The sequence below is a fragment of the Nannocystis bainbridge genome (assembly GCF_028368995.1).
In the GTDB taxonomy this organism is placed as follows: Bacteria; Myxococcota_A; Polyangia; order Nannocystales; family Nannocystaceae; genus Nannocystis; species Nannocystis bainbridge.
In genome coordinates, this window is the sequence record NZ_JAQNDL010000001.1 from 2606520 (window position 1) to 2624175 (window position 17656).

General features: G+C 71.6%; 17 protein-coding genes. 12 read left to right on the top strand and 5 right to left on the bottom strand.

The annotated features are described in order from the left end of the window. Positions 1-16: 16 nt before the first annotated feature. Entirely contained in the window at positions 17-1858 is a 1842-nt protein-coding gene (locus tag POL25_RS10225) for a DUF2254 family protein (protein WP_272085755.1), read from the bottom strand. 50 nt (positions 1859-1908) lie between these two features. Between POL25_RS10225 and POL25_RS10230 the strand changes: the two genes are divergently transcribed. From POL25_RS10230 to POL25_RS10250, 5 genes are all read left to right on the top strand, one after another. Then, positions 1909-2718 carry a type III pantothenate kinase gene (locus POL25_RS10230; RefSeq protein WP_272085756.1) on the top strand — a complete coding sequence of 270 codons (810 nt, stop codon included), beginning with the start codon at positions 1909-1911 and terminating at the stop codon, positions 2716-2718. A 51-nt stretch (positions 2719-2769) separates the two neighbouring features. Further along, positions 2770-3342 carry a Uma2 family endonuclease gene (locus POL25_RS10235; protein WP_272085757.1) on the top strand — a complete coding sequence of 191 codons (573 nt, stop codon included), beginning with the start codon at positions 2770-2772 and terminating at the stop codon, positions 3340-3342. A 10-nt stretch (positions 3343-3352) separates the two neighbouring features. Then, a complete protein-coding gene (locus tag POL25_RS10240; RefSeq protein WP_272085758.1) occupies positions 3353-4255 on the top strand; it encodes a hypothetical protein in 903 nt (300 codons plus the stop codon). A 67-nt stretch (positions 4256-4322) separates the two neighbouring features. After that, complete coding sequence (locus POL25_RS10245) at positions 4323-5342, top strand: TlpA family protein disulfide reductase (RefSeq protein WP_272085759.1); 1020 nt, start codon at positions 4323-4325, stop codon at positions 5340-5342. Positions 5343-5530: 188 nt separating this feature from the next. Further along, on the top strand, positions 5531-6097 hold the full coding sequence (locus POL25_RS10250) for a DUF6939 family protein (RefSeq protein ID WP_272085760.1): 567 nt from the start codon (positions 5531-5533) through the stop codon (positions 6095-6097). A 73-nt stretch (positions 6098-6170) separates the two neighbouring features. On the opposite strand, the gene POL25_RS10255 is transcribed toward POL25_RS10250, so the two are convergent. Both POL25_RS10255 and POL25_RS10260 read right to left on the bottom strand, forming a co-directional pair. Continuing rightward, complete coding sequence (locus POL25_RS10255; protein ID WP_272085761.1) at positions 6171-6395, bottom strand: hypothetical protein; 225 nt, start codon at positions 6393-6395, stop codon at positions 6171-6173. 420 nt (positions 6396-6815) lie between these two features. Further along, a complete protein-coding gene (locus POL25_RS10260; RefSeq protein ID WP_272085762.1) occupies positions 6816-7799 on the bottom strand; it encodes a lectin-like protein in 984 nt (327 codons plus the stop codon). A gap of 104 nt (positions 7800-7903) precedes the next feature. On the opposite strand from POL25_RS10260, the gene POL25_RS10265 reads away from it, so the two are divergent. After that, complete coding sequence (locus tag POL25_RS10265; protein ID WP_272085763.1) at positions 7904-8539, top strand: hypothetical protein; 636 nt, start codon at positions 7904-7906, stop codon at positions 8537-8539. Between the two features lie 264 nt (positions 8540-8803). After that, on the top strand, positions 8804-10507 hold the full coding sequence (locus POL25_RS10270) for a SulP family inorganic anion transporter (RefSeq protein WP_272085764.1): 1704 nt from the start codon (positions 8804-8806) through the stop codon (positions 10505-10507). A 188-nt stretch (positions 10508-10695) separates the two neighbouring features. On the opposite strand, the gene POL25_RS10275 is transcribed toward POL25_RS10270, so the two are convergent. Beyond that, complete coding sequence (locus POL25_RS10275; RefSeq protein WP_272085765.1) at positions 10696-11499, bottom strand: phytanoyl-CoA dioxygenase family protein; 804 nt, start codon at positions 11497-11499, stop codon at positions 10696-10698. Between the two features lie 546 nt (positions 11500-12045). On the opposite strand from POL25_RS10275, the gene POL25_RS10280 reads away from it, so the two are divergent. Continuing rightward, positions 12046-12465 carry a hypothetical protein gene (locus tag POL25_RS10280; protein ID WP_272085766.1) on the top strand — a complete coding sequence of 140 codons (420 nt, stop codon included), beginning with the start codon at positions 12046-12048 and terminating at the stop codon, positions 12463-12465. Positions 12466-12572: 107 nt separating this feature from the next. On the opposite strand, the gene POL25_RS10285 is transcribed toward POL25_RS10280, so the two are convergent. Next, the gene (locus POL25_RS10285; RefSeq protein WP_272085767.1) at positions 12573-12938 is read right to left on the bottom strand and encodes an AgmX/PglI C-terminal domain-containing protein; all 366 of its coding nucleotides are present in this window, start codon (positions 12936-12938) and stop codon (positions 12573-12575) included. Between the two features lie 292 nt (positions 12939-13230). Here POL25_RS10285 and POL25_RS10290 point away from each other — a divergent pair, with 292 nt between their 5' ends. The 4 genes from POL25_RS10290 (at position 13231) to POL25_RS10305 (ending at position 17570) form a co-directional block, all read left to right on the top strand. Then, the gene (locus POL25_RS10290) at positions 13231-13809 is read left to right on the top strand and encodes an RNA polymerase sigma factor (protein WP_272085768.1); all 579 of its coding nucleotides are present in this window, start codon (positions 13231-13233) and stop codon (positions 13807-13809) included. Next, on the top strand, positions 13799-15502 hold the full coding sequence (locus tag POL25_RS10295; RefSeq protein ID WP_272085769.1) for a serine hydrolase domain-containing protein: 1704 nt from the start codon (positions 13799-13801) through the stop codon (positions 15500-15502). Before POL25_RS10290 ends, POL25_RS10295 begins: the two co-directional genes overlap by 11 nt. Positions 15503-15638: 136 nt before the next feature. Then, entirely contained in the window at positions 15639-16343 is a 705-nt protein-coding gene (locus POL25_RS10300) for a hypothetical protein (RefSeq protein ID WP_272085770.1), read from the top strand. Between the two features lie 138 nt (positions 16344-16481). After that, positions 16482-17570 carry a calcium/sodium antiporter gene (locus POL25_RS10305; protein ID WP_272085771.1) on the top strand — a complete coding sequence of 363 codons (1089 nt, stop codon included), beginning with the start codon at positions 16482-16484 and terminating at the stop codon, positions 17568-17570. Positions 17571-17656 lie beyond the last annotated feature (86 nt).

Genomic DNA, 17656 nt, shown 5'->3' on the forward strand with positions numbered 1-17656 from the left:
GGCATGTCCCGAATCATCACACCCTGCGCGTCACCAGCGAGTCGTAGAGCGCCGGGGTGTCGGCTTGCAGGCCCTCGAACCACTGGAAGAACTTCGGCAGCATCGCCTTTTGGTCTGGCGTCAGGTAGTCGAAGTTGGACCCGCGGTCGTTGACCTCCCAGAACTCGGGCGTATCGAGGTTGGCCAGCTCGATCCACATCGAGCGCAGGCGGCGGGGGTCTTCCAGGCGCATGTCTTCGGCGATCCGGCGCGCCAGCGACGACGCGCCGTAGACCAGGTAGTGCGTCGCCAGCTTGATCTGGGCCTTTCGCACCCCGCGCAGCGCCTTGGCCTTGTCGGACGACTCGGTCGCGTCGTCGACCGCGAGGAAGATCTTGAGCAGATCGTCGTGGCACTCGCTGCTGAGCTGGAACGCCCGCTGGCACATCGTGCCGATGTCGTGGGCGATCACCTCGGCCACGAACGCCATGTTGCGCTGGAACGCCACCCCCGAGTAGTAGCGCATGCGGTGCGCGATCTCGATGGCGCGGTCGGCCAGCGTCTTGTCGCGGTCGATCACCGTCGGCTTCGACCGCTTGCCGATCTCGAGCACCGTCTCGCCGAGCTGGCGGTACTGGTGGAGGATGTTGTACGCGGTGCGGATGTCCGACGCGTTGAGGGTCGCGCGCAGGTACGTGTTGAAGAACTTGATCGTCAGGTCGAGCGCGCGCAGGTCGCCGTAGACCGAGGCGGCCTCGCCGAGGCGGCGGGTGTTGATGGCGAGCAGGTAGCAGATGTCCTTGATCTGGCTCTGCCCCTCGGTGAACAGCATCTGGTACTGGCGCAGCACCTTCCACTCGAGCCAGGTCCGGCGGTGGCGGAGGTCGGTGATCGCCTCTGGCGACAGCGACACGAAGTCAGGGCTCTGGCGGTCGGGGATCTTGAACCACTCGAGCACCATGCCGTTCTTCATCTCGCCGTACTCGACGCAGAACTCGCGCAGCGCGTCGATCGTCGTCGAGACGATGTTCTTGTCCTTCTGCTGCAGCGCGTTGAGGCCGATGTTGGTCAGGTGCTCGACCGCCTCGACCGCGCTGCGCTGGCGCTGCTCGATGGTGATCGACTGACGGCCGAGCTTGGTGGTGCAGGCGTCGAGCCCGTTGGTCTTGATGCGGCCGATGATCTTGTTCGGGTCGAGGAAGTCGAACACGTACGCGAAGTACGGGAACAGCAGCAGCAGGCTGGCCGTCATCAGCACCATGGAGAACATCACGTCCCAGCGCGGGCCGGCGTAGTCGGCCCCGTCGAGCGAGAAGTTCACCCACACCACGAACAGCGTCGAGACGACGAAGAACCCGAGCACCAGCATGTTGGTGCGCGCGCGGAAGAACAGCACCGTGATGTGCGGCGTGAACCGGGTCGCCGCCAGCTGGACGATGATGCTCGAGACGGTGAGCGCCAGCCCGAGGACCGCCGCCATCACCTCGCCGAGCCCGCCGACGGTGTTCTGCGCCTTCTCGAGGTCCTGGTGGATCAGCCGGTCGACCAGGCTCAGCTCGTCGGCGCCGGTGTACGACAGCACGTTGAGCCAGAACGACAGCAGGTAGAACACCACCACCACGGCGCCGATCATCACCAGCGGCACCGACCACGTCTTGAGGGCCAGGCGGTACTGCCCGCGGGCCTGCTGCCGGCGCCGGATCTCCGCCTCGCGCGGCTGGCCGTCGACCGGCAGCCGGCGGAGGATCATCGACCGGCTGGCGTGGAGCGTGTCGTCGAGCTTCTCCTCGCGCGTGACCGCGGTCGGCGACACGCTCGGCTCCTGCGGTCGCTGCGGCGGCGGCTGCGGCCCCTGCGCTGCCTTCGGCTCGTCGTCCACGGGCGCCACGGTAGCAGAGGTCGAGCCGCTGGGGTTAGAGTGCCCCGGCCATGCTGCTGGCCATCGACGTGGGCAATTCCAACACATCCATCGGGGTGTTCGCGGGGGCCGAGCTGCGATGCGAGCTGCGCCTCGCCACCCAGCGCAACTGGACCCGCGACGAGCTCGCGGTCGCCGTCGAGCGCGTGCTTGCGCTCGTCGGCATCCGCTTCGCCGACCTGCGCGACGCCGTGGTCGCCAGCGTGGTCCCGCCGGTGGTCGGCCCGCTCCTGCGGGCCCTGTCGCACTACGCGGGGCTCGAGGCCCTGGTCGTCGAGCCGGGCCTGCCGACCGGCATGCCGATCCTTTACGACCCGCCGCACGAGGTCGGCGCCGACCGGATCGTCGCGGCCGTGGCGGCCCACAGCCGCTACGGCGCGCGCGGCACGGCGGGCGCTTCCGAGCCGCCGTGCGGGGTCCTCGTCGTCGATTTCGGCACCGCCACGACCTTCGACGTCGTCACCCCCGCGCCCGAGTACCTCGGCGGCGTCATCGCCCCGGGGATCGGCATCAGCGCCGACGCCCTGTTCGCCCGCGCCGCCAAGCTCCCGCGCGTCGACATCACCCGCCCCGCCCGCGTCATCGGCACCAACACGATCATGGCCGTGCAGTCCGGACTCCTGTACGGCTACGTCGGCCTGGTCGAGGGCATGATCCGCCGGATCCGCGGCGAGCTCGATCACCCCGTCACCGTCGTCGCCACCGGCGGCTTCGCCCCCGACGTCGCCCGCGAGACCGACGTGATCGACGTCGTCGACGACGCCCTCGTGCTCGAGGGCCTGCGCATCGTCCACGGCCTCCATCGCCCGCCCGCCGCCTGACGGCGCCCCCGCCGCGGGCCCCTGCCACCCGCATGTGGTACGGTTCGAGCCGTGGAGGCCGCGCGCAAGCTCAAGACCTACGAGGATCTGCTGGCGATCCCCGAAGAGGTGCGCGCCGAGCTGCTCGCCGGCGAGATCATCGCCCAGCCCGGCGGCCTGTCCGATCACAGCCGCGTGCAGCGCAGCATGAGCCGCTTCATCGGCGGCCCTTTCGACGACGACACCGACGGCCCGGACGGTTGGTGGATCTTCCTCGAGATGGACGTCCGCTTCACGCGCCACGACGTCACCCGCCCGGACCTGGTCGGCTGGCGCCGCTCCCGGCTGCCCGCTCCCGCCGGCATGCGCCCGATCGACGTCGTCCCCGACTGGATCTGCGAGGTCCTCTCGCCCTCCAACGCCCGCCACGACCGCGTGTTCAAGGCCCGGCTGTACGCCGAGCACGGCGTCCCTTATTACTGGCTGATCGACCCGGCCGAGCGGACCCTCGAGGCTTATGTCCTTCGGGACAGCCAGTGGCTGCGCGCCGGCGCCTGGGACGACACCGAGGTCGCCCGCGTCCCGCCGTTCGAGGCCATCGAGCTGCCGGTCGGTCGGCTGTTCTTCCCGCGGCCGCCGACCTGACCCTTCGGCCATGTTGCACCCGCCCCTCAGCGACGCCCGCCTCGGCGCCCGCGTGCACCGGCTGGTCGGCCCCGACGCCGGCCCCGCGCAGCGCGAGCTCGCCGCCCGCGCCCTCGTGCCTGCCTCCGGCAGCGACACCTGGCTCGCGCTCTATCACCTGTGGGCGCTCGGGCACGCGCCGCACGCCGACATCGCCGGTCGCACCGCCGTCGAGCTCCCGGGCCCTGCCATCTTCGCCGCCCTGGCCGACCCGCTGCTGCCCGCCCCCGCGCTCGACTTCATGGCCCGCCGCCGGCTCACCCACGCCGACGAGCTCGCCGTGCTCGTGCGCCACCCGCAGGTCGACGCCGACACCCTCGCGCTGGTCGCCCGCTGCGGCCCCCCGCGCGCCTGCGAGGCGATCGCCCTCGCGCACGCGCGCATGCTCGCCGCCCCCGCCATCCTCGCCGCCCTCGCCCGCAACCCGCGCTGCCCGGGCGCCATCCTCCACGCGGCCGTCGAGCTCGGCGCCCGCGAGCGCGCCCCCGGCCTGCGCGGCCTGCTGCAAGCCTTGCTCTCGGGACATGTCCCTCACGACAGGTCCGACGATCACGCCGCGCGCCAGCTCGCCGCCCTCCGCTCGCGCGCCGGCGACGACCTCGACCCGGCCCCGCCGCTGCCGCCCGATCCGCCCGTCGACGACCTGCCGGTCCCGCTCGCGCCCGCGCTCGCCCCTCTGCCGCTTGCGCCCGCCAGATCGCTCCCACCGCCCGCCGCCGGCGTCGCCTGCGTCCTCGATCCCACGACCCCGCTGCCGCTGGCGATGAGCCTGCTGTGGCGCCTGCGTCGGCCCGACCTGCGCCGCGTCGCCGACGCCCGCCGCCTCCCCCGCCCGCTCGTCGCCGCCGCCCGCCGGAGGCTCGGCCCATCATGACTCACCCGTCCCGCATGCTCCGCTCGTCGCTCTCCTCTCGCGCTGCCCGCCCCGGGAGGCCTTGCCCATGAATCGCCTCCGCATCGCCCTCGCGCGCTGGGGCGGCATGTTGCTGCGTCCGCGGGCCACCGTCGCCGCCCTCTCGCCCGACGACGGCGCGCGGGACGGCCTCGTCTTCATCCTGCTCCTGGCCGTCGGCGCCCACCTCTTGCCGCTCGGCGACGCCGTGGCCGACTTCTCCGCCATGGCCAGCTTCGCCGCCCTCCCCGCCTTGCTGGCGGGCTTCACCGTCCTCATCCCCTGGCTCGTCACCACCCTCGCCGTCGAGGCCATCCTCGGCCCCCTGCGGTCCTTCCGGGCCGCCCTCTGCATGCTGCCGATGCTGCTCGCGGTCGTGTTCGCGCGCCTCGCCGCCGGCCTCGGCCACCCGCTACCTGTCCCCAAGTACAGCCTCGAGATCGCCGGCGCCGTGCTGGCCGCCGGCCTCGCGCTGTGGGTCCGGCCCGCCGTGTGCCTGTCCCCGGAGACAGCCGCCCCCGCGCCCCGCCGCCCTGCCTCCGCCCTCGTCGGCGCCCTCGTCCTGCTGCTGCCGCTCATCAGCGCCGGCCGCGACGCCGCCGACCTCGCCGCCCACTGGCAGACCCTCGCCCCCGTGGCCGTCGGCGAGGCCGTGCCCGATTTCCATGCCGAGGACCTCGAAGGCGCCGACTTCACCACCGCCGACCTGCGCGGCGGGGCGCGCCTGCTGGTCTTCTTCACCAGCTGGTGCGGCGTCTGCAACGACGAGATGAGCAAGTATGTCGCGCTTCATCAGGACCTCGCGAGCAGCGGCTTCGAGGTCGTCGGCGTCAACTGCGACCGCGAGGGCGACCAGCGGGCGATCGCCGCCCGTTACCGCGACGACAAGCAGTTGCCCTTCCGCATCGTGCTCGACCGCGGCGCGCTGGCCCGCGCCTTCCGCCTGTCCGTCTACCCCCACCTCGTGCTGGTCGACGCGCTCGGGCAGATCCGCTGGGTCCACCAGGGCCGGGCGATGGACAGCACCCTGCGCGACGCCATCGCCGCGGCCACCCGGCCAGACCCCTGAGCCGCCGCGCGCCGCTGCTCGCCTGCGCCTCGCTGGCGACGACGGCCTCGATCGCCACCCCGCGCTCGGCCTCGCGCTCGCCACGTCCGCCACATCGAAGTCGGCGACGTGTACGATCCAGCCGGCCAGTGATGCACCGGTCGCAGCGGCGGCTTCGACCTCGACGCGCTGGCCGCCGTGCACGCGCCATGAGCTTCCACCTCTACAACCGACACGCCCAGGCCCACGTCGGCAAGCGCTTCCCCGGCGCCACCGTCCTCGACCTGACCTCGCGCGGACCTGACCCATGGGTCAGGTTCAGCCCCTTCTACCCGCACGGCGCCATCCCCTTGCCGTTCACCCCTGGCCGCACCGCCGCCTCGGTCGAGGGCGTGTGGCAGGCGCTCAAGGTGTTCGCCACCGAGGACGTCGACCCGAGCAAGCTCGACGTCACCGCCATGAAGGGCCTCAAGCGCACCGTGCGGCGCCTGGGCGCCTGCCTCGGCCACCGCGACGGCCTCGGCGGCGCGCGCCTGCTGGCGTACGGCGAGGCGCGCCGGCAGATCTACCTGCCCACCTACCGCTGGGTCCTGGACCATCACCTCGGCGCCGAGCTCGCCGAACTGCGCCGCCTCGGCGCCGAGGGCCCGGTCGTCCTGCTCGACTACGAGACCAACCCCGACCCCGACGACCTCAGCCGCCCGCTGTCCCACGTCGGCCTGGTCATCCACCTGCTCCAAGGGACATGGCCGCAAGAACCTGTCCCTTCCGCCTGAATTTTCGGATGGGCATGCCGCGTGAGAGCGCGGCGTCCTCGTCAGCTCCCTGGCCGATCGCGCAGCCCCTCCGCTAGCTGCGGCTGCGCAGGCGCTCGAGCGCCTGGACCAGCGACTCGAACGCCACCCGCTCGGCCTCCGTCCGCGACAGCTCGCCGTCGACCTCGCAGATGGCAGCGCGCTCGTCGAAGCGCAGCCGCAGGTCGTCGCGCGTCGCGTCGTCCCGCACCTGCGCCAGCAGCGTCGCCGCCTGCCGAGCCCACCGGCTCGGCCCCGTCCCCGCACTCACGGCCTTCACGTCCCCTCTATGCCCCAGCCCTCGCCGGCCCGCCACGCGCCCTTCCGCGCGGCGCACATTCGCCCGGCGCGACCGTGCGCATCACATGTCCTTCAAGACATGTTCATGGGCGATTGCGCCCCGCTCCGCCCGGTTCGGAGATCGACCTGGCGGAAAGGACAGCACCCGATCTTCACTACTTCACGATTTAAACATGTCCTCAAAGACATGTAAACCGTCCAAGCGGCGGCATCTTCGTCAGCTCGAGCAGCATCGCGACAGCGACACCAGCCCTGCAGGCCGATCGTCACCCGCAGGCGGGTGAGCGGTCACGCTCTTGGCGCGTCGGAGATCATGTCCCTTGGGACATGCCGTCCCACCGCGCCCCGAATCCGCTGCGTCAACATGCGAGCCAGCGGCAGCGTGCCACCGGCGCGAGCATCACGGCAGCGGCCCCTCGCAGATGAACTTGAAGCTGTGGTCGCACATGTGATCGGCCCACTTGCCCTTCTCACCGGGGTAACCGAACACGCCGTCGCTGTCGAGCACCAGCATGCAGTCCGCGTTCTCCCACAGCAGCCACTCTTGATTGTTGGGCTCGTTGTTGCCCCACCCGTCGCCGGCCACGGCGGTGCCGTCGGACACCCACTTGAAGGTGCCCTCGGTCTCGCGATCGTTGCCGCCGAGCCACCACTGATTGGTGTTGCCCATCTCCTGCAGGAAGAAGTCGTGCTCGGCCCCGCCGTCGTCCTTGGCCAGGTGCAGCCCGTCCGCCACGCAGAACGCTTCGGCGTCCAGCCAATTTTTCCCCTCGGTGCAGAAGTAATAGAGCCGATCTTCACGCACGCGGAAGCGACACTTCTTGCACTCGTTGTTGTTGTGCTCGGGCTCGAACTCGTCGAACGACCCGTCGCAATCGTTGTCGATCCCGTCGCACATCTCCTCGATCCCCGGATGCGCGTTGGCCGACATGTCATTGCAATCGGTGTTGTCCGGCACCCAGCCTTGCTCGCCCTCGCAGACCAGCATCGGCATGTTCGGGTCGCCGTAGTTGTCGTTGTCGAAGTCCTTGTAGGCCATCACCAGCGGGCAGCCGGTCGTGCCTGGCCCGGTCGTGCTGCTCACCGGCTCCGTCGTGGTGTCGGGCTCGGTCGTCGAGGTCGTCGCCGTCGTCGTCGTCGCCGGCATCGATGTCGGATCGCCGCTCGGATCGCCGGTGCCCTCGCTCATCGACTCCGAGCCCGACACGCCGAGCGTCGTCTCGCTCGTGTCCGTCGGCCCGTCCTCGCTCGTCGGCGCCGGCCCGGTCGTCGTCCCCGAGGAGGTCGGTCCGGCCCCGCCGCTCGTCTCCGGCGTCTCGCCCAGCCCCGAGGCATCGAACGTGCAGCCCGCGAGCGCGACCACCAGGACTCCGACCCTTCGCATCGCCGAGCACTCTAGCTGGAACCCCGACTTCGCGGGCCGCCTGCACCCGCCGAAGCCTCACGCGCGCGAGCGCGAGCGCGCGCCGGCTTTGATACACTCGCGACATGCGCACGCGCTTCGCCTCCATGCTCGCAGCCCTGCTCGCTTGCACGCCCGTAACGGCCGACGCGCCGCCCAGCCAACCGCCCGCGCCGGGCTTGCCCGCGACCTCGGCCCCGCCTCCGACCACGCCGGCGCCGGCCCCACAGCCCGCGCCGGCTTCGCTCGAAGAGCGCAACGTCTCCACGTCGGCGGGCACGGCCGGCGGCGTGACCGTGCTGTGGCCGCGCATCATCCCGCGGGAGATCGTCGACGACAACCGCGGCCTCGCCTCGGCGCTGCAGCAGCAGATGCAGCGCATCGTCGAGAAGCACCTGCCGGGCCGCCCGATCGATTTCCGCCCCGAGCCCGAGCGCGTGTGCCCCAAGGATGGCTGCGCCGGCGTGTCGGTCGGTCTGCTGCTCTCGCGCCAGGGCCAGGGCTGCCTGGTCATCGCCCTGATCTCCCGCCCCGGTGTGTCGCCGACCAAGATCGTCCCCTGGGTCGGCAAGGTCCAGCTCCGCGCCGACACCGTCGGCTTCCGCGAGTGGCCCGAGTCGCAGATCACCGTCGACGACTACGTCCCCTGCAACTCGCTGCTCACGACGATGGACGCGCAGGAGCCCGCGATCGCAGCGGCGCTGCAGGCCGCCGCGCAGTAAGCTCGGTCATCCAGGCCAATATATGTCCCGAGGGACAGGCGCCGCCGCGCGGGCGACCTGTCCTTCGAGACATCACCAGCCGCGCCATCCGCCGCATGTCCCTCGGGACACTTTTATTCGAGTCGCCGCGGCTCGCCCCCGAGAGCCCCGGCGTGCTCGGCAGGCCGCTGCGGCCCTGCGCTGGCCCCGGCGGCCCCGCGGACGGGGTTCGCCGGCCGCCCGCTGTAGCCGGCGCGACAACGTGCCACACTCGCCCGCGCCCGCATGTCGCCCCTCGAGCCCAAGCGCCGCGCGCTCCTGCGCTGGACCGTCGGCTACACGCGCCCTGACTTCACCGCCGACCTGCTGGCGGGCGCGACCACGGCGGTGCTGCTCGTGCCGCAGGCGATGGCTTACGCCATGCTCGCCGGCCTGCCGCCGATCGCTGGCCTCTACGCCGCCCTCGCCCCGCCGCTCGTCTACGCCGTGCTCGGCACCTCGCGGCGGCTCGCGGTCGGCCCCGTCGCGCTCGACTCGCTGCTCACCGCCGCCGCTCTTGCTCCGCTGGCTGGCGGCGACCTCGGCACCTACGTGGCCGCGGCCGCCGCCCTGGCGATCCTCGCTGGCAGCTTCCAGGCGCTGACCGGCGCCCTGCGCCTCGGCTTCGTCGTCAACTTCCTCTCGCTGCCGGTGCTGCGCGGCTTCACCTCGGCCGCCGCGATCCTCATCATCGCCAGCCAGCTCGGCTCGTTGCTCGGGCTGCGGCTGCCGAGCAGCGCCGCCATGTGGCCGCTGCTCGTCGCCCTCGCCGAGCAGTTGCGGGCCGTGCACCTGCCGACCGTCGCCCTCGGCCTCGGCGCCGTGCTCACCCTCGTCGCCCTCGGCAATTTCCGCGGCAAGGCCCTGCTCGTGGTCGTGCTCGCCACCGTCGCCGGGCACCTGTTTGCCCTCGACGACCGCGGCCTCGCCCTGCTCGGTCCGGTGCCCTCGGGCCTGCCCGTGCCGACGTGGCCCGCCGTCGACGGCGAGTTGCTGCTCGCCCTCGCCCCCGCGGCCGCGCTGATCGCCCTCATCTCGTTCATGGAGGCGTTCTCGTCCGGTCTCGCCGTCGCGCGCCGCGGCGAGGTCGTCGAGCCCGACCAGGAGCTGCTCGCGCTCGGCTTCGCCAACATCGCCGCCGGCCTCGTGCGCGGCTACCCGATCGCCGGCGGCCTGTCGCGCACCGCCGTCAACGCCCAGGCCGGCGCTCGCAGCCCGCTCGCCGGCGTCGTCACGGCCGCGATCGTCGCCCTCACCCTCGCGCTGTTCGCCCCGCTGCTCGCCACGCTGCCGCGCGCCGTGCTGTCGGCGATCATCGTCGTCGCCGTCGCGCGCCTGGTCGACGTCGCGTTCGTCCGTCAGCTCCGGCGCACTCGCCCCCGCGAGCTCCTGCCGCTGGCGATCACCTTCGCCACCACCCTCGCGCTCGGCGTCGGCCTCGGCCTCGCGTTCGGCGTCGGCGCCTCGCTGCTGCTGTTCGTGCTCCGCACCACCCGCCCGCACACCGCCTTGCTCGGCCGCCTGCCGGGCACGCAGGTCTACCGCAACGTCCTCCGCTTCCCCGACGCCGAGACCGTGCGCGGGGTCGTGATCATCCGCCTCGACGCGCCGCTGTACTTCGCCAACGCGACCTACCTGATCGACGAGATCCGGCGCCGGATCGCCGCCGAGCGCGCGCGCGCGGTGGTGATCGACGCCGGCGGCGTGCACGACATCGACGTCTCGGCGCTCGCCAACCTGCGCGAGTTCCTCGGCGAGCTGCGCCAGCACGGCATCGACCTGTACTTCGCCGACCTCAAGGGCCCCGTGCGCGACGTCCTGGCCCGCAGCGGCCTCACGGCGGAGCTCGGCCCCGACCGCTTCAGCTTCACCACCCACGAGGCGGTCCAGCGCGCCAGCGACGGCCTCGCCGCCTCGCCCGATCCAAGGGCGACGCAAGCCTGGCCGTGACATGTCTACGAAGACATGCTCCTAAGAGCATATCCTCAAGAACATGTCCCTCGTGACATGTCTCAAAGAATGAGACCGTCTGCGTCCCCGAGCCGCGGACTCCTCGTCGCTCTCCGGAGTTGCAACGCGTCGTCCGCGTCGCGCACGAGCCGCCGCGCGAGGCCTCGCGCGACGGCCCGTCGCTCCTCTCAACCGCGACCGAGCGCGCGGCGGATCGCCGCCTCGACCGGCACGTAGTCGCCGTCCGCCCGCTCGAGCTGGAACGGCTCGCGCGGCAACAGGGGTGGCTGCGCGAGGAATCGCGGCCGCGCCCCGCGGTGAGGCTGCGCCGAGTGGACCAGGAACGGGTGGCACAGGTACACCGTCCCGGCAGCGCCGACCGCCAGCGCCTCGGGCAGATGCGCCGACCCGGCGAACCCGTCGGCCGCGAGCTCGCCCAGGCTCAGCCCCGCCTCGCCGGCCGGCGCCAGTTGCTGCGCGATCGCCAGGTGCGAGCCGACCCGGATCCGCGTCGGCGCGTCGTCCTCGCCGACGTCGGAGAACAGGAACAACATCAGCAGCGCGCGCCCCTTCGAGGCGATGTTGGTGCGCCAGGCCATGAAGTCCGGGTTCGCGAGGCCGAAGCTGGCGTCGACGTGCCAGCCCGCGTCGCCTGGATCGGTCGGCGACGGGAAGCGCACCGGGAACGTGCCGAGCATCCCGCAGGGCGACCAGCGACCGCGCCCGACCAGCCGGTCGAAGGCGTCGCGCAGCACCGCCGTGTTCGCGGCGGCGACGAACGGCGGCTGACCGTACATGCCGAGCCGGATCACCGGCCGCGACCAGGTCGTGGGGTCGTCGGGGTCGCAGCCGGTGTCGCGCCAGAGGATCGCGCGGGCCTCGTCGGCGAGCTCGTGCGGGAAGGCGTGGTCGATGCGGACGAAGCCGTCGCTGATGAATTTCTCGATGTCCGCGTCGCCGAGCGCGCGGAAGGAATTGTCGTGGGCAGTCATGTGAAGTCTCTCCGATCGCGCCGACCCGCCGCGCCGCGGGGCGCGTGAGGGCCGGCAGTTCAGCCGTGGGCGCCGGGCGCCCGGTTCGAAGCGAGGGGCTTCAAACGCCTTGGAAGAAGGCCGAAGCGATCGTGAACATCATCATGTCGCGTCCACCCTAGCCGACCCGGGCCCGCGGTTCAAGCCGCCGCCGCGGTCGTCGAACTTCATGTCTCATGGGACATGTTTTAGTTCGGCACCTCTCCCGCGAGCAGGCGCGCACGGCGACGAGAATGTCGGATGGGACATGTCCCGTCGACCATCCCATGTTTCGGCGAACGGCACCGGCCCACCCCGCGAGGACCTGCCCACCGCCGCGTCCGCTCGCCGCCGACGGCATGAAAGCGAGCGCCTCGTCCCCGCCCAATCGCGCGCCAGCGCCCGCGGCGACGACCTCGCGCAAAACGCCCTCCAGCGGCCCCGGCGGGCGCCTCCCCGCCGGTTCGGATGGTCCGCTCCAGATAACGCAGCTCGCGTATACGAGCCCTGCAACCCCGGGCGAACACCATGGCCTTCGACAGCGACACCCTCAACTCGATCTACGCGTCCACTCAGGGCTTCTGTCATCGTTGCCGCCGCAAGCTCGCGTTCTCGCGGTTCGGTTGCGACGACGGTCGCGGCGCCTGGGACATCGACGCCGTCCGTCCGCACCCCAAGGTCACCGCCTTGCTGCCGGGCTGCCTGCGCTGCGTGCAGAAGCCGACCCCACGGCGCGTGCCGAGGCGAACCTCCGCACCGGCGCCCGCGGTCGTCGTCGACAAAAAGCCGGCCGCGAGCGAACCCCATGGCGAGCCGCCCGGGACCTCCGACGAGCCGCCGATCGGCGACACCGCCCTCGTCGGCGGCGCCGCCGGGGCCGTGCTCGGCGGCCTGTGGGGCGCCGTGCTCGGCGGCCTCATCGCCATCGGCCTCCAGCTGTGGGGCTGATTTTTAAAGACATGGCTTGAAGGACATATCGCTTATCTGACCTGACCCGTGCGAGCTCGGCACCCGAGCTCGCACGGGTTCCTTGCGCTCGACCGACGAGCGGTCGCTCAGCCGGGCACGAACTCGAACGGGTAGCTCACCTGCACCCAGCCGTCGCTGGACGCCGGGAACTTCCACGTCTGCACGGCCGCCGCCACGCAGCTCTCGACCTTCGCGTCGGCGATCGTCGAGCCTTGCTGGATCTGGCTACTGCTGACCTCCCCGCTGGGGACGATCTCGAAGTCCACCGTCAGCTTGCCGGCCAGCGTCGGTTTGCGCGCCAGGCCCTCGTCATAACATTGGCGGACCTCCTGGAGGTGCGTTTGCACGACCTCGCGGATCTCCTCCTTGTCGAGCGGGACGCCGCCGGCCTGGGCCGGGCCCGTCGCCGTCACGATCGTGGTGATGAGCCCTGCTGAAAACAATCTGCGCATGATGTCGTGTCTCCTGTTCGCTCCGTCTCACGAGCCCGCGAGCGCGGAGTTCCCGGGCCTGTGATCTTGTCGCCTGCCTCGATCCGCCGACGCCCGCGACTTACGAGACCCGCGGGTCGACGCGCATCTCCGGAGATCGTCAGCGGCTCGGGGCCACGGGCGCACGCGCGCATGGCCCTGGAACCCCGCCAAACAGCCCTTCTCGTGCTTTTTTGCGCCGATCGGGAACCCGCGGCGGCCCCGCCCGTGACACCCTCCCGTGACCGCCCTCGCCTCGCGGGACCCTGACGCCGTGCAGCCCCGACCACCGCCCGACGAGCTCGACGAACTCACCCTGGCCCGCGCGCAGCGGGGTGACGCGAGGGCGCGCAGGGACCTCGTGGTGCGCTACCAGCGGCCGGTGTTCGCCCTGCTGTCGCGCATGCTGCACGGGCGAGCCGCCGCGCCGCTGGTCGAGGACCTGGCCCAGGAGACCTTCTTGCGGGTGTTTCGCGCCCTCGAGGGCTTCGATCGCCGCGGCCCGGCGCGGCTCTCGACCTGGATCTTGACGATCGCCAGCCGGCTGGCGATCGACGAATTGCGGCGGCGCCGGCCCGAGGTCGCCCCGATCGATCCGTCCGCCGAGCCTGCGGGCCACGCCGCCGCCGACGCCGACGCCGAGCGCGTGCGTCTGGCCGCTGCCCTGCAGCACGCGATCGACGATCTGTCCCCCGAGTTCCGCGCCGCCTTTATGCTGCGCGAGTACCACGAGCTCGAATACTCCGAGATCGCCGACAACCTGCAGGTCGATCTCGGCACCGTGAAGTCTCGACTGTCTCGCGCTCGCGCCGCCCTGCGCCGCGCCCTGGAGGAGGTGTACCGTGCACGATGAACCCCGCACCGACGCCGAGCGCCGCGCCCTCGCGGCGTTCACCGCTGCCGAGCCGCCGCCCGACTTCGCCGACCGCGTGCTCGCGGCCGTCGCCGCCGAGGGCCAGCGCGAGCCCGGACATGTCCCGCTCGGCCGCCTGTTCGGCCTCGGCTGGCCCCGCCTCGCCGGCGTCGCCGCGGCCGGGGTCGTCGCCGTCGCCGTCGCTGCGGTCGCCGCCGCGTCCGCCGGCTGGATGCCCGCATGGACAGGTCTCTCGCGACATGTCCCCGAGGTCATGCCCGCCGAGCCCGCGCGCGACGACGCCCCGGTGACCGCGGCTCTGCCCCCGGGCCCGCCGACGCCAGCGCTGGCGCTGCCGGCCGACCTCGCGGACCGCGTCGACGCCTACGTCGGCGCGTTCGGCCGCAACTACGGCGACGCCTTCAAGTTCCACGGCGTGGTCGGCGTGGTCAAGGACGGCGAGCTGGTGCTGACCCGCGGCTACGGCCGGGCCGACATCGAGCGCGACAGCCCGATCGACGCCGACACGAAGTTCAAGATCGGCTCGCTGACCCAGACCTTCACCGCAGTGGCGGTGCTGCAGCTGCGCGACCGCGGCCTCGTCGACCTCGACGCACCTGTCCGCAAGTACATCCCCGACTATCCGGCGCTCGGCAACCGGATCACCGTGCGCCACCTGCTCACCCACACCTCGGGGATCCCCAGCTACACCGACGCGGCCGTGTTCGCGGTCGGGCACACGCGCGCCGTCGCGGCCGCCGACGTGCGGGCGATCTTCCAGGACATCGAGCTGGAGTTCGCGCCGGGCACCGACTTCGACCTCAGCAACTCGGGTTATTTCATGCTCGGGCTGTTGGTCGAGCAGGTCGCGCGCCAGCCGTTCGCCGACTACCTGCGGGAGAACGTGCTCGCGCCCGCGGGTATGAAGAACAGCGGGGTCGGCCTCGCCGCGACCGCGCTCGGCCACGAGTTCGACGAGAACGAGGTGCTCGTGCCCGCGGCGCAGCGCCATCCTTCGGCCTACGGCGCGGCCGCCGGCATGGTCTCGACCGCCGCCGACCTGGCCCGCTGGGACCGCGCCCTGCGCACCCCGGGCCTCGTGCTGGCGCAGAAGAGCCTCGACGAGATGACGACCGTCGTGCGCGACGAGTACGGCATGGGCTGGTTCGTGCGCACCGACGCCACCGGACCTATCGCCTGGCACCCCGGCGGCGTCGAGGGTTACAACGCCACGATCGCCCGCTTCCTCGGCGACGGCGTGACCGTGTTCGTGCTGGCCAACACCGAGGCCGTCGACACCCGCGCGATCGCCTACGACGTGGCGCAGATCGCCCACGGCGGCGACGTCGCGCCGCCGCGCGAGTACGACGAGATCCGGCTTTCGAGCGCGCAGCTCGGTCGCTACGTCGGCACCTTCGCGTTGACCGAGACGTCGCACAAGCAGCTGAAGGGCTTGGTCGAGGACGGCGAGCTCCTGGCGATCGAGCAGGTCCGCGTGTTCCGCACCGGCGACCGCCTGTGGATGAACGTGCCGGAGCACGGCGACAAATGGATGCACTTCATGGGCGACGACCGGTTCTTCTTCAAAGATCCGTCGGCCACGATCGCCGAGTTCGGGCCTCCGGGCGCCCCCGTCGCTCATCTCACGCTGCAGTCCGGGGAACTGCGTTTCATCCTCAAGAAGAAGGAGTGATCCGCAGTAATCCGCAGCGAGCCGGCGAGCCGCAGCGGGCGCCGAGCGATATTTGACAACGCCGCGCCGGCGCTCGTATCGTGCCGGCTGGGGGATCTGCTCAATGTCCAAACGTTCTGTACTCTCGGGCCATGTCGTGACGCGCAGCTTGATGTTCGCCCTGCCGTGGGCGCTCCTGGCCGCGCCCGCTTGCGACGGCGGCGAGCGCAAGTCGATCGCCGACCAGATCGGTCCGCCGACCAAGAAGCTGTCGGAGCTCAAGCAGGACAGCGGCGTGTCGGATGAGGAGCTGGCGCGCCGCCGCAAGGAGGCCGGCTTCAAGACCAAGTCCGAGGTCGACGCCGAGCTGGCGGCCGAGAACGCCAAGGAGATGGAGAAGTCCGAGCGCGAGTGGATCAAGACGCGCATCAAGGAGTACAAGCAGCTCGACGTCGACACCCGCAAGTTCATCGACGACGTCGAGAAAGAGGCCGGCAAGTGGGCCGCCGCCAAGGACCCGCAGAAGGCCGCCGACAAGGGCGTCAAGCCGCTGCAGGACCGCTTCAAGGCGCTGATCAAGCAGATCGACAAGCTGTCCGAGCGCAGCACCAAGGGCGGCAACACCCAGGCCAGCTACAACAAGCTGTTCCGCCCGCTCGAGGAGGTCGCGAACAACCTCGGGCCGGCGATCGCCAGCGAGGCCGGGTTCACCGAGGCCCTCAAGAACGCGCGCACCGAGCTCGATGGGCTCGACAAGGCGCTCGAGGAGATCGAGAAGGACGAGACCCTCACGGTCAACAAGTTCAAAGACGGCGAGGGTGAGGGCGACGCCGAGGCCAAGGACGCGAAGAAGAAGAAGTAAGGGCGAGCGCCGCCGCGCGCGCCCTGGCGCGATTTCTCCAGGGCGGCCTCCATCCCTCTCCGTCACGCCCCTCCCGTCCGCGCGCAGGCGTTTGCGGGCGGCGGACAGCGGTTCGGTCGCGTATCCTCCCGGCCACCGATGTCCGCCGTCACCATCGCGCTGTTCGTCCTCGGCCTCGTCCTCCTCGTCGTCGGCGCCGAGCTGCTGGTCGGGGGCGCCGCGCGCCTGGCCGCGCGCCTCGGCATCTCGCCGCTGGTCATCGGCCTGACGGTGGTCGCCTTCGGCACCTCGGCGCCGGAGCTGGCCGTCTCGGTCAGCGCCGCGATGTCGGCCGACGGCGCCGACGTGGCGCTCGGCAACGTCGTCGGCAGCAATATCTTCAACGTCCTGTTCATCCTCGGCGTCTCGGCCCTGATCGCGCCGCTGCTGGTCCAGCGCCAGCTGGTCCGCTTCGACGTGCCGCTGATGATCGTCGCCAGCGGCGCGTGCTGGCTGATGGCGCTCGACGGCAACATCGGCCGCGTCGACGGCATCCTCCTGTTCGCCGCCCTGCTGGTCTACACCTTCATGCTGCTGCGGATCGCCCGCCGCGCCGGCGACAGCAGCGAGGAGGAGGTGCCGCTCGCCAAGCCCGGCAGCGCGACGGCGAAGGTGCCTGTCCAATTGGCCATGTTGGTGGCGGGCCTGGCGATGCTGGTGCTCGGCTCGGGCTGGCTGGTCGACGGCGCGGTCGCGTTCGCCCGCCTGTTCGGGGTCAGCGAGCTGGTCATCGGCCTGACGATCGTCGCCGCCGGGACCTCGCTGCCCGAGGTCGCGACGTCGGTGCTGGCGGCGATCCGCGGCCAGCGCGACATCGCCGTCGGCAACGTCGTCGGCAGCTGCATCTTCAACATCTTCTGCGTCCTCGGCATCAGCGCCGCGGTCGCCCCAGGCGGCGTCACCGTGGCCCCGGCCGCGCTGGCCTTCGACATCCCGGTGATGACCGCGGTCGCCATCTCCTGCTTGCCGCTGTTCCTCACCGGCGGCGGCCTGGCCCGCTGGGAGGGCGCGCTGTTCCTGTTCTACTACGTCGCCTACACGGCCTACTTGATCCTCGCGTCGCAGCAGCACGAGGCGCTGGCGACCTACGGCATGGCGATGCGCTACGTCGCCTTGCCGCTGACGGGCCTCACGCTGCTGCTCGGCCTCGTGCTCGAGCTGAAGCAGCGCAACGCCAGGGCCGCGTGAGGCCGTGAAGCGAGCGCCCGCGACGCGCAACGCGCTGCGCGGCGCGGCTGACCGAGCGTGGTGATTTCGCCGTCCTCCGCGCGCGT

What these genes read in the sequence shown, in the direction of transcription:
- POL25_RS10270 (WP_272085764.1), top strand. Translation starts at nt 8,804, where the DNA reads ATGTCGCCCCTCGAGCCCAAGCGCCGCGCGCTCCTGCGCTGGACCGTC.
- POL25_RS10240 (WP_272085758.1), top strand. Translation starts at nt 3,353, where the DNA reads ATGTTGCACCCGCCCCTCAGCGACGCCCGCCTCGGCGCCCGCGTGCAC.
- POL25_RS10250 (WP_272085760.1), top strand. Translation starts at nt 5,531, where the DNA reads ATGAGCTTCCACCTCTACAACCGACACGCCCAGGCCCACGTCGGCAAG.
- POL25_RS10245 (WP_272085759.1), top strand. Translation starts at nt 4,323, where the DNA reads ATGAATCGCCTCCGCATCGCCCTCGCGCGCTGGGGCGGCATGTTGCTG.
- POL25_RS10230 (WP_272085756.1), top strand. Translation starts at nt 1,909, where the DNA reads ATGCTGCTGGCCATCGACGTGGGCAATTCCAACACATCCATCGGGGTG.
- POL25_RS10275 (WP_272085765.1), bottom strand. Translation starts at nt 11,499, where the DNA reads ATGACTGCCCACGACAATTCCTTCCGCGCGCTCGGCGACGCGGACATC.
- POL25_RS10285 (WP_272085767.1), bottom strand. Translation starts at nt 12,938, where the DNA reads ATGCGCAGATTGTTTTCAGCAGGGCTCATCACCACGATCGTGACGGCG.
- POL25_RS10265 (WP_272085763.1), top strand. Translation starts at nt 7,904, where the DNA reads ATGCGCACGCGCTTCGCCTCCATGCTCGCAGCCCTGCTCGCTTGCACG.
- POL25_RS10260 (WP_272085762.1), bottom strand. Translation starts at nt 7,799, where the DNA reads ATGCGAAGGGTCGGAGTCCTGGTGGTCGCGCTCGCGGGCTGCACGTTC.
- POL25_RS10280 (WP_272085766.1), top strand. Translation starts at nt 12,046, where the DNA reads ATGGCCTTCGACAGCGACACCCTCAACTCGATCTACGCGTCCACTCAG.
- POL25_RS10305 (WP_272085771.1), top strand. Translation starts at nt 16,482, where the DNA reads ATGTCCGCCGTCACCATCGCGCTGTTCGTCCTCGGCCTCGTCCTCCTC.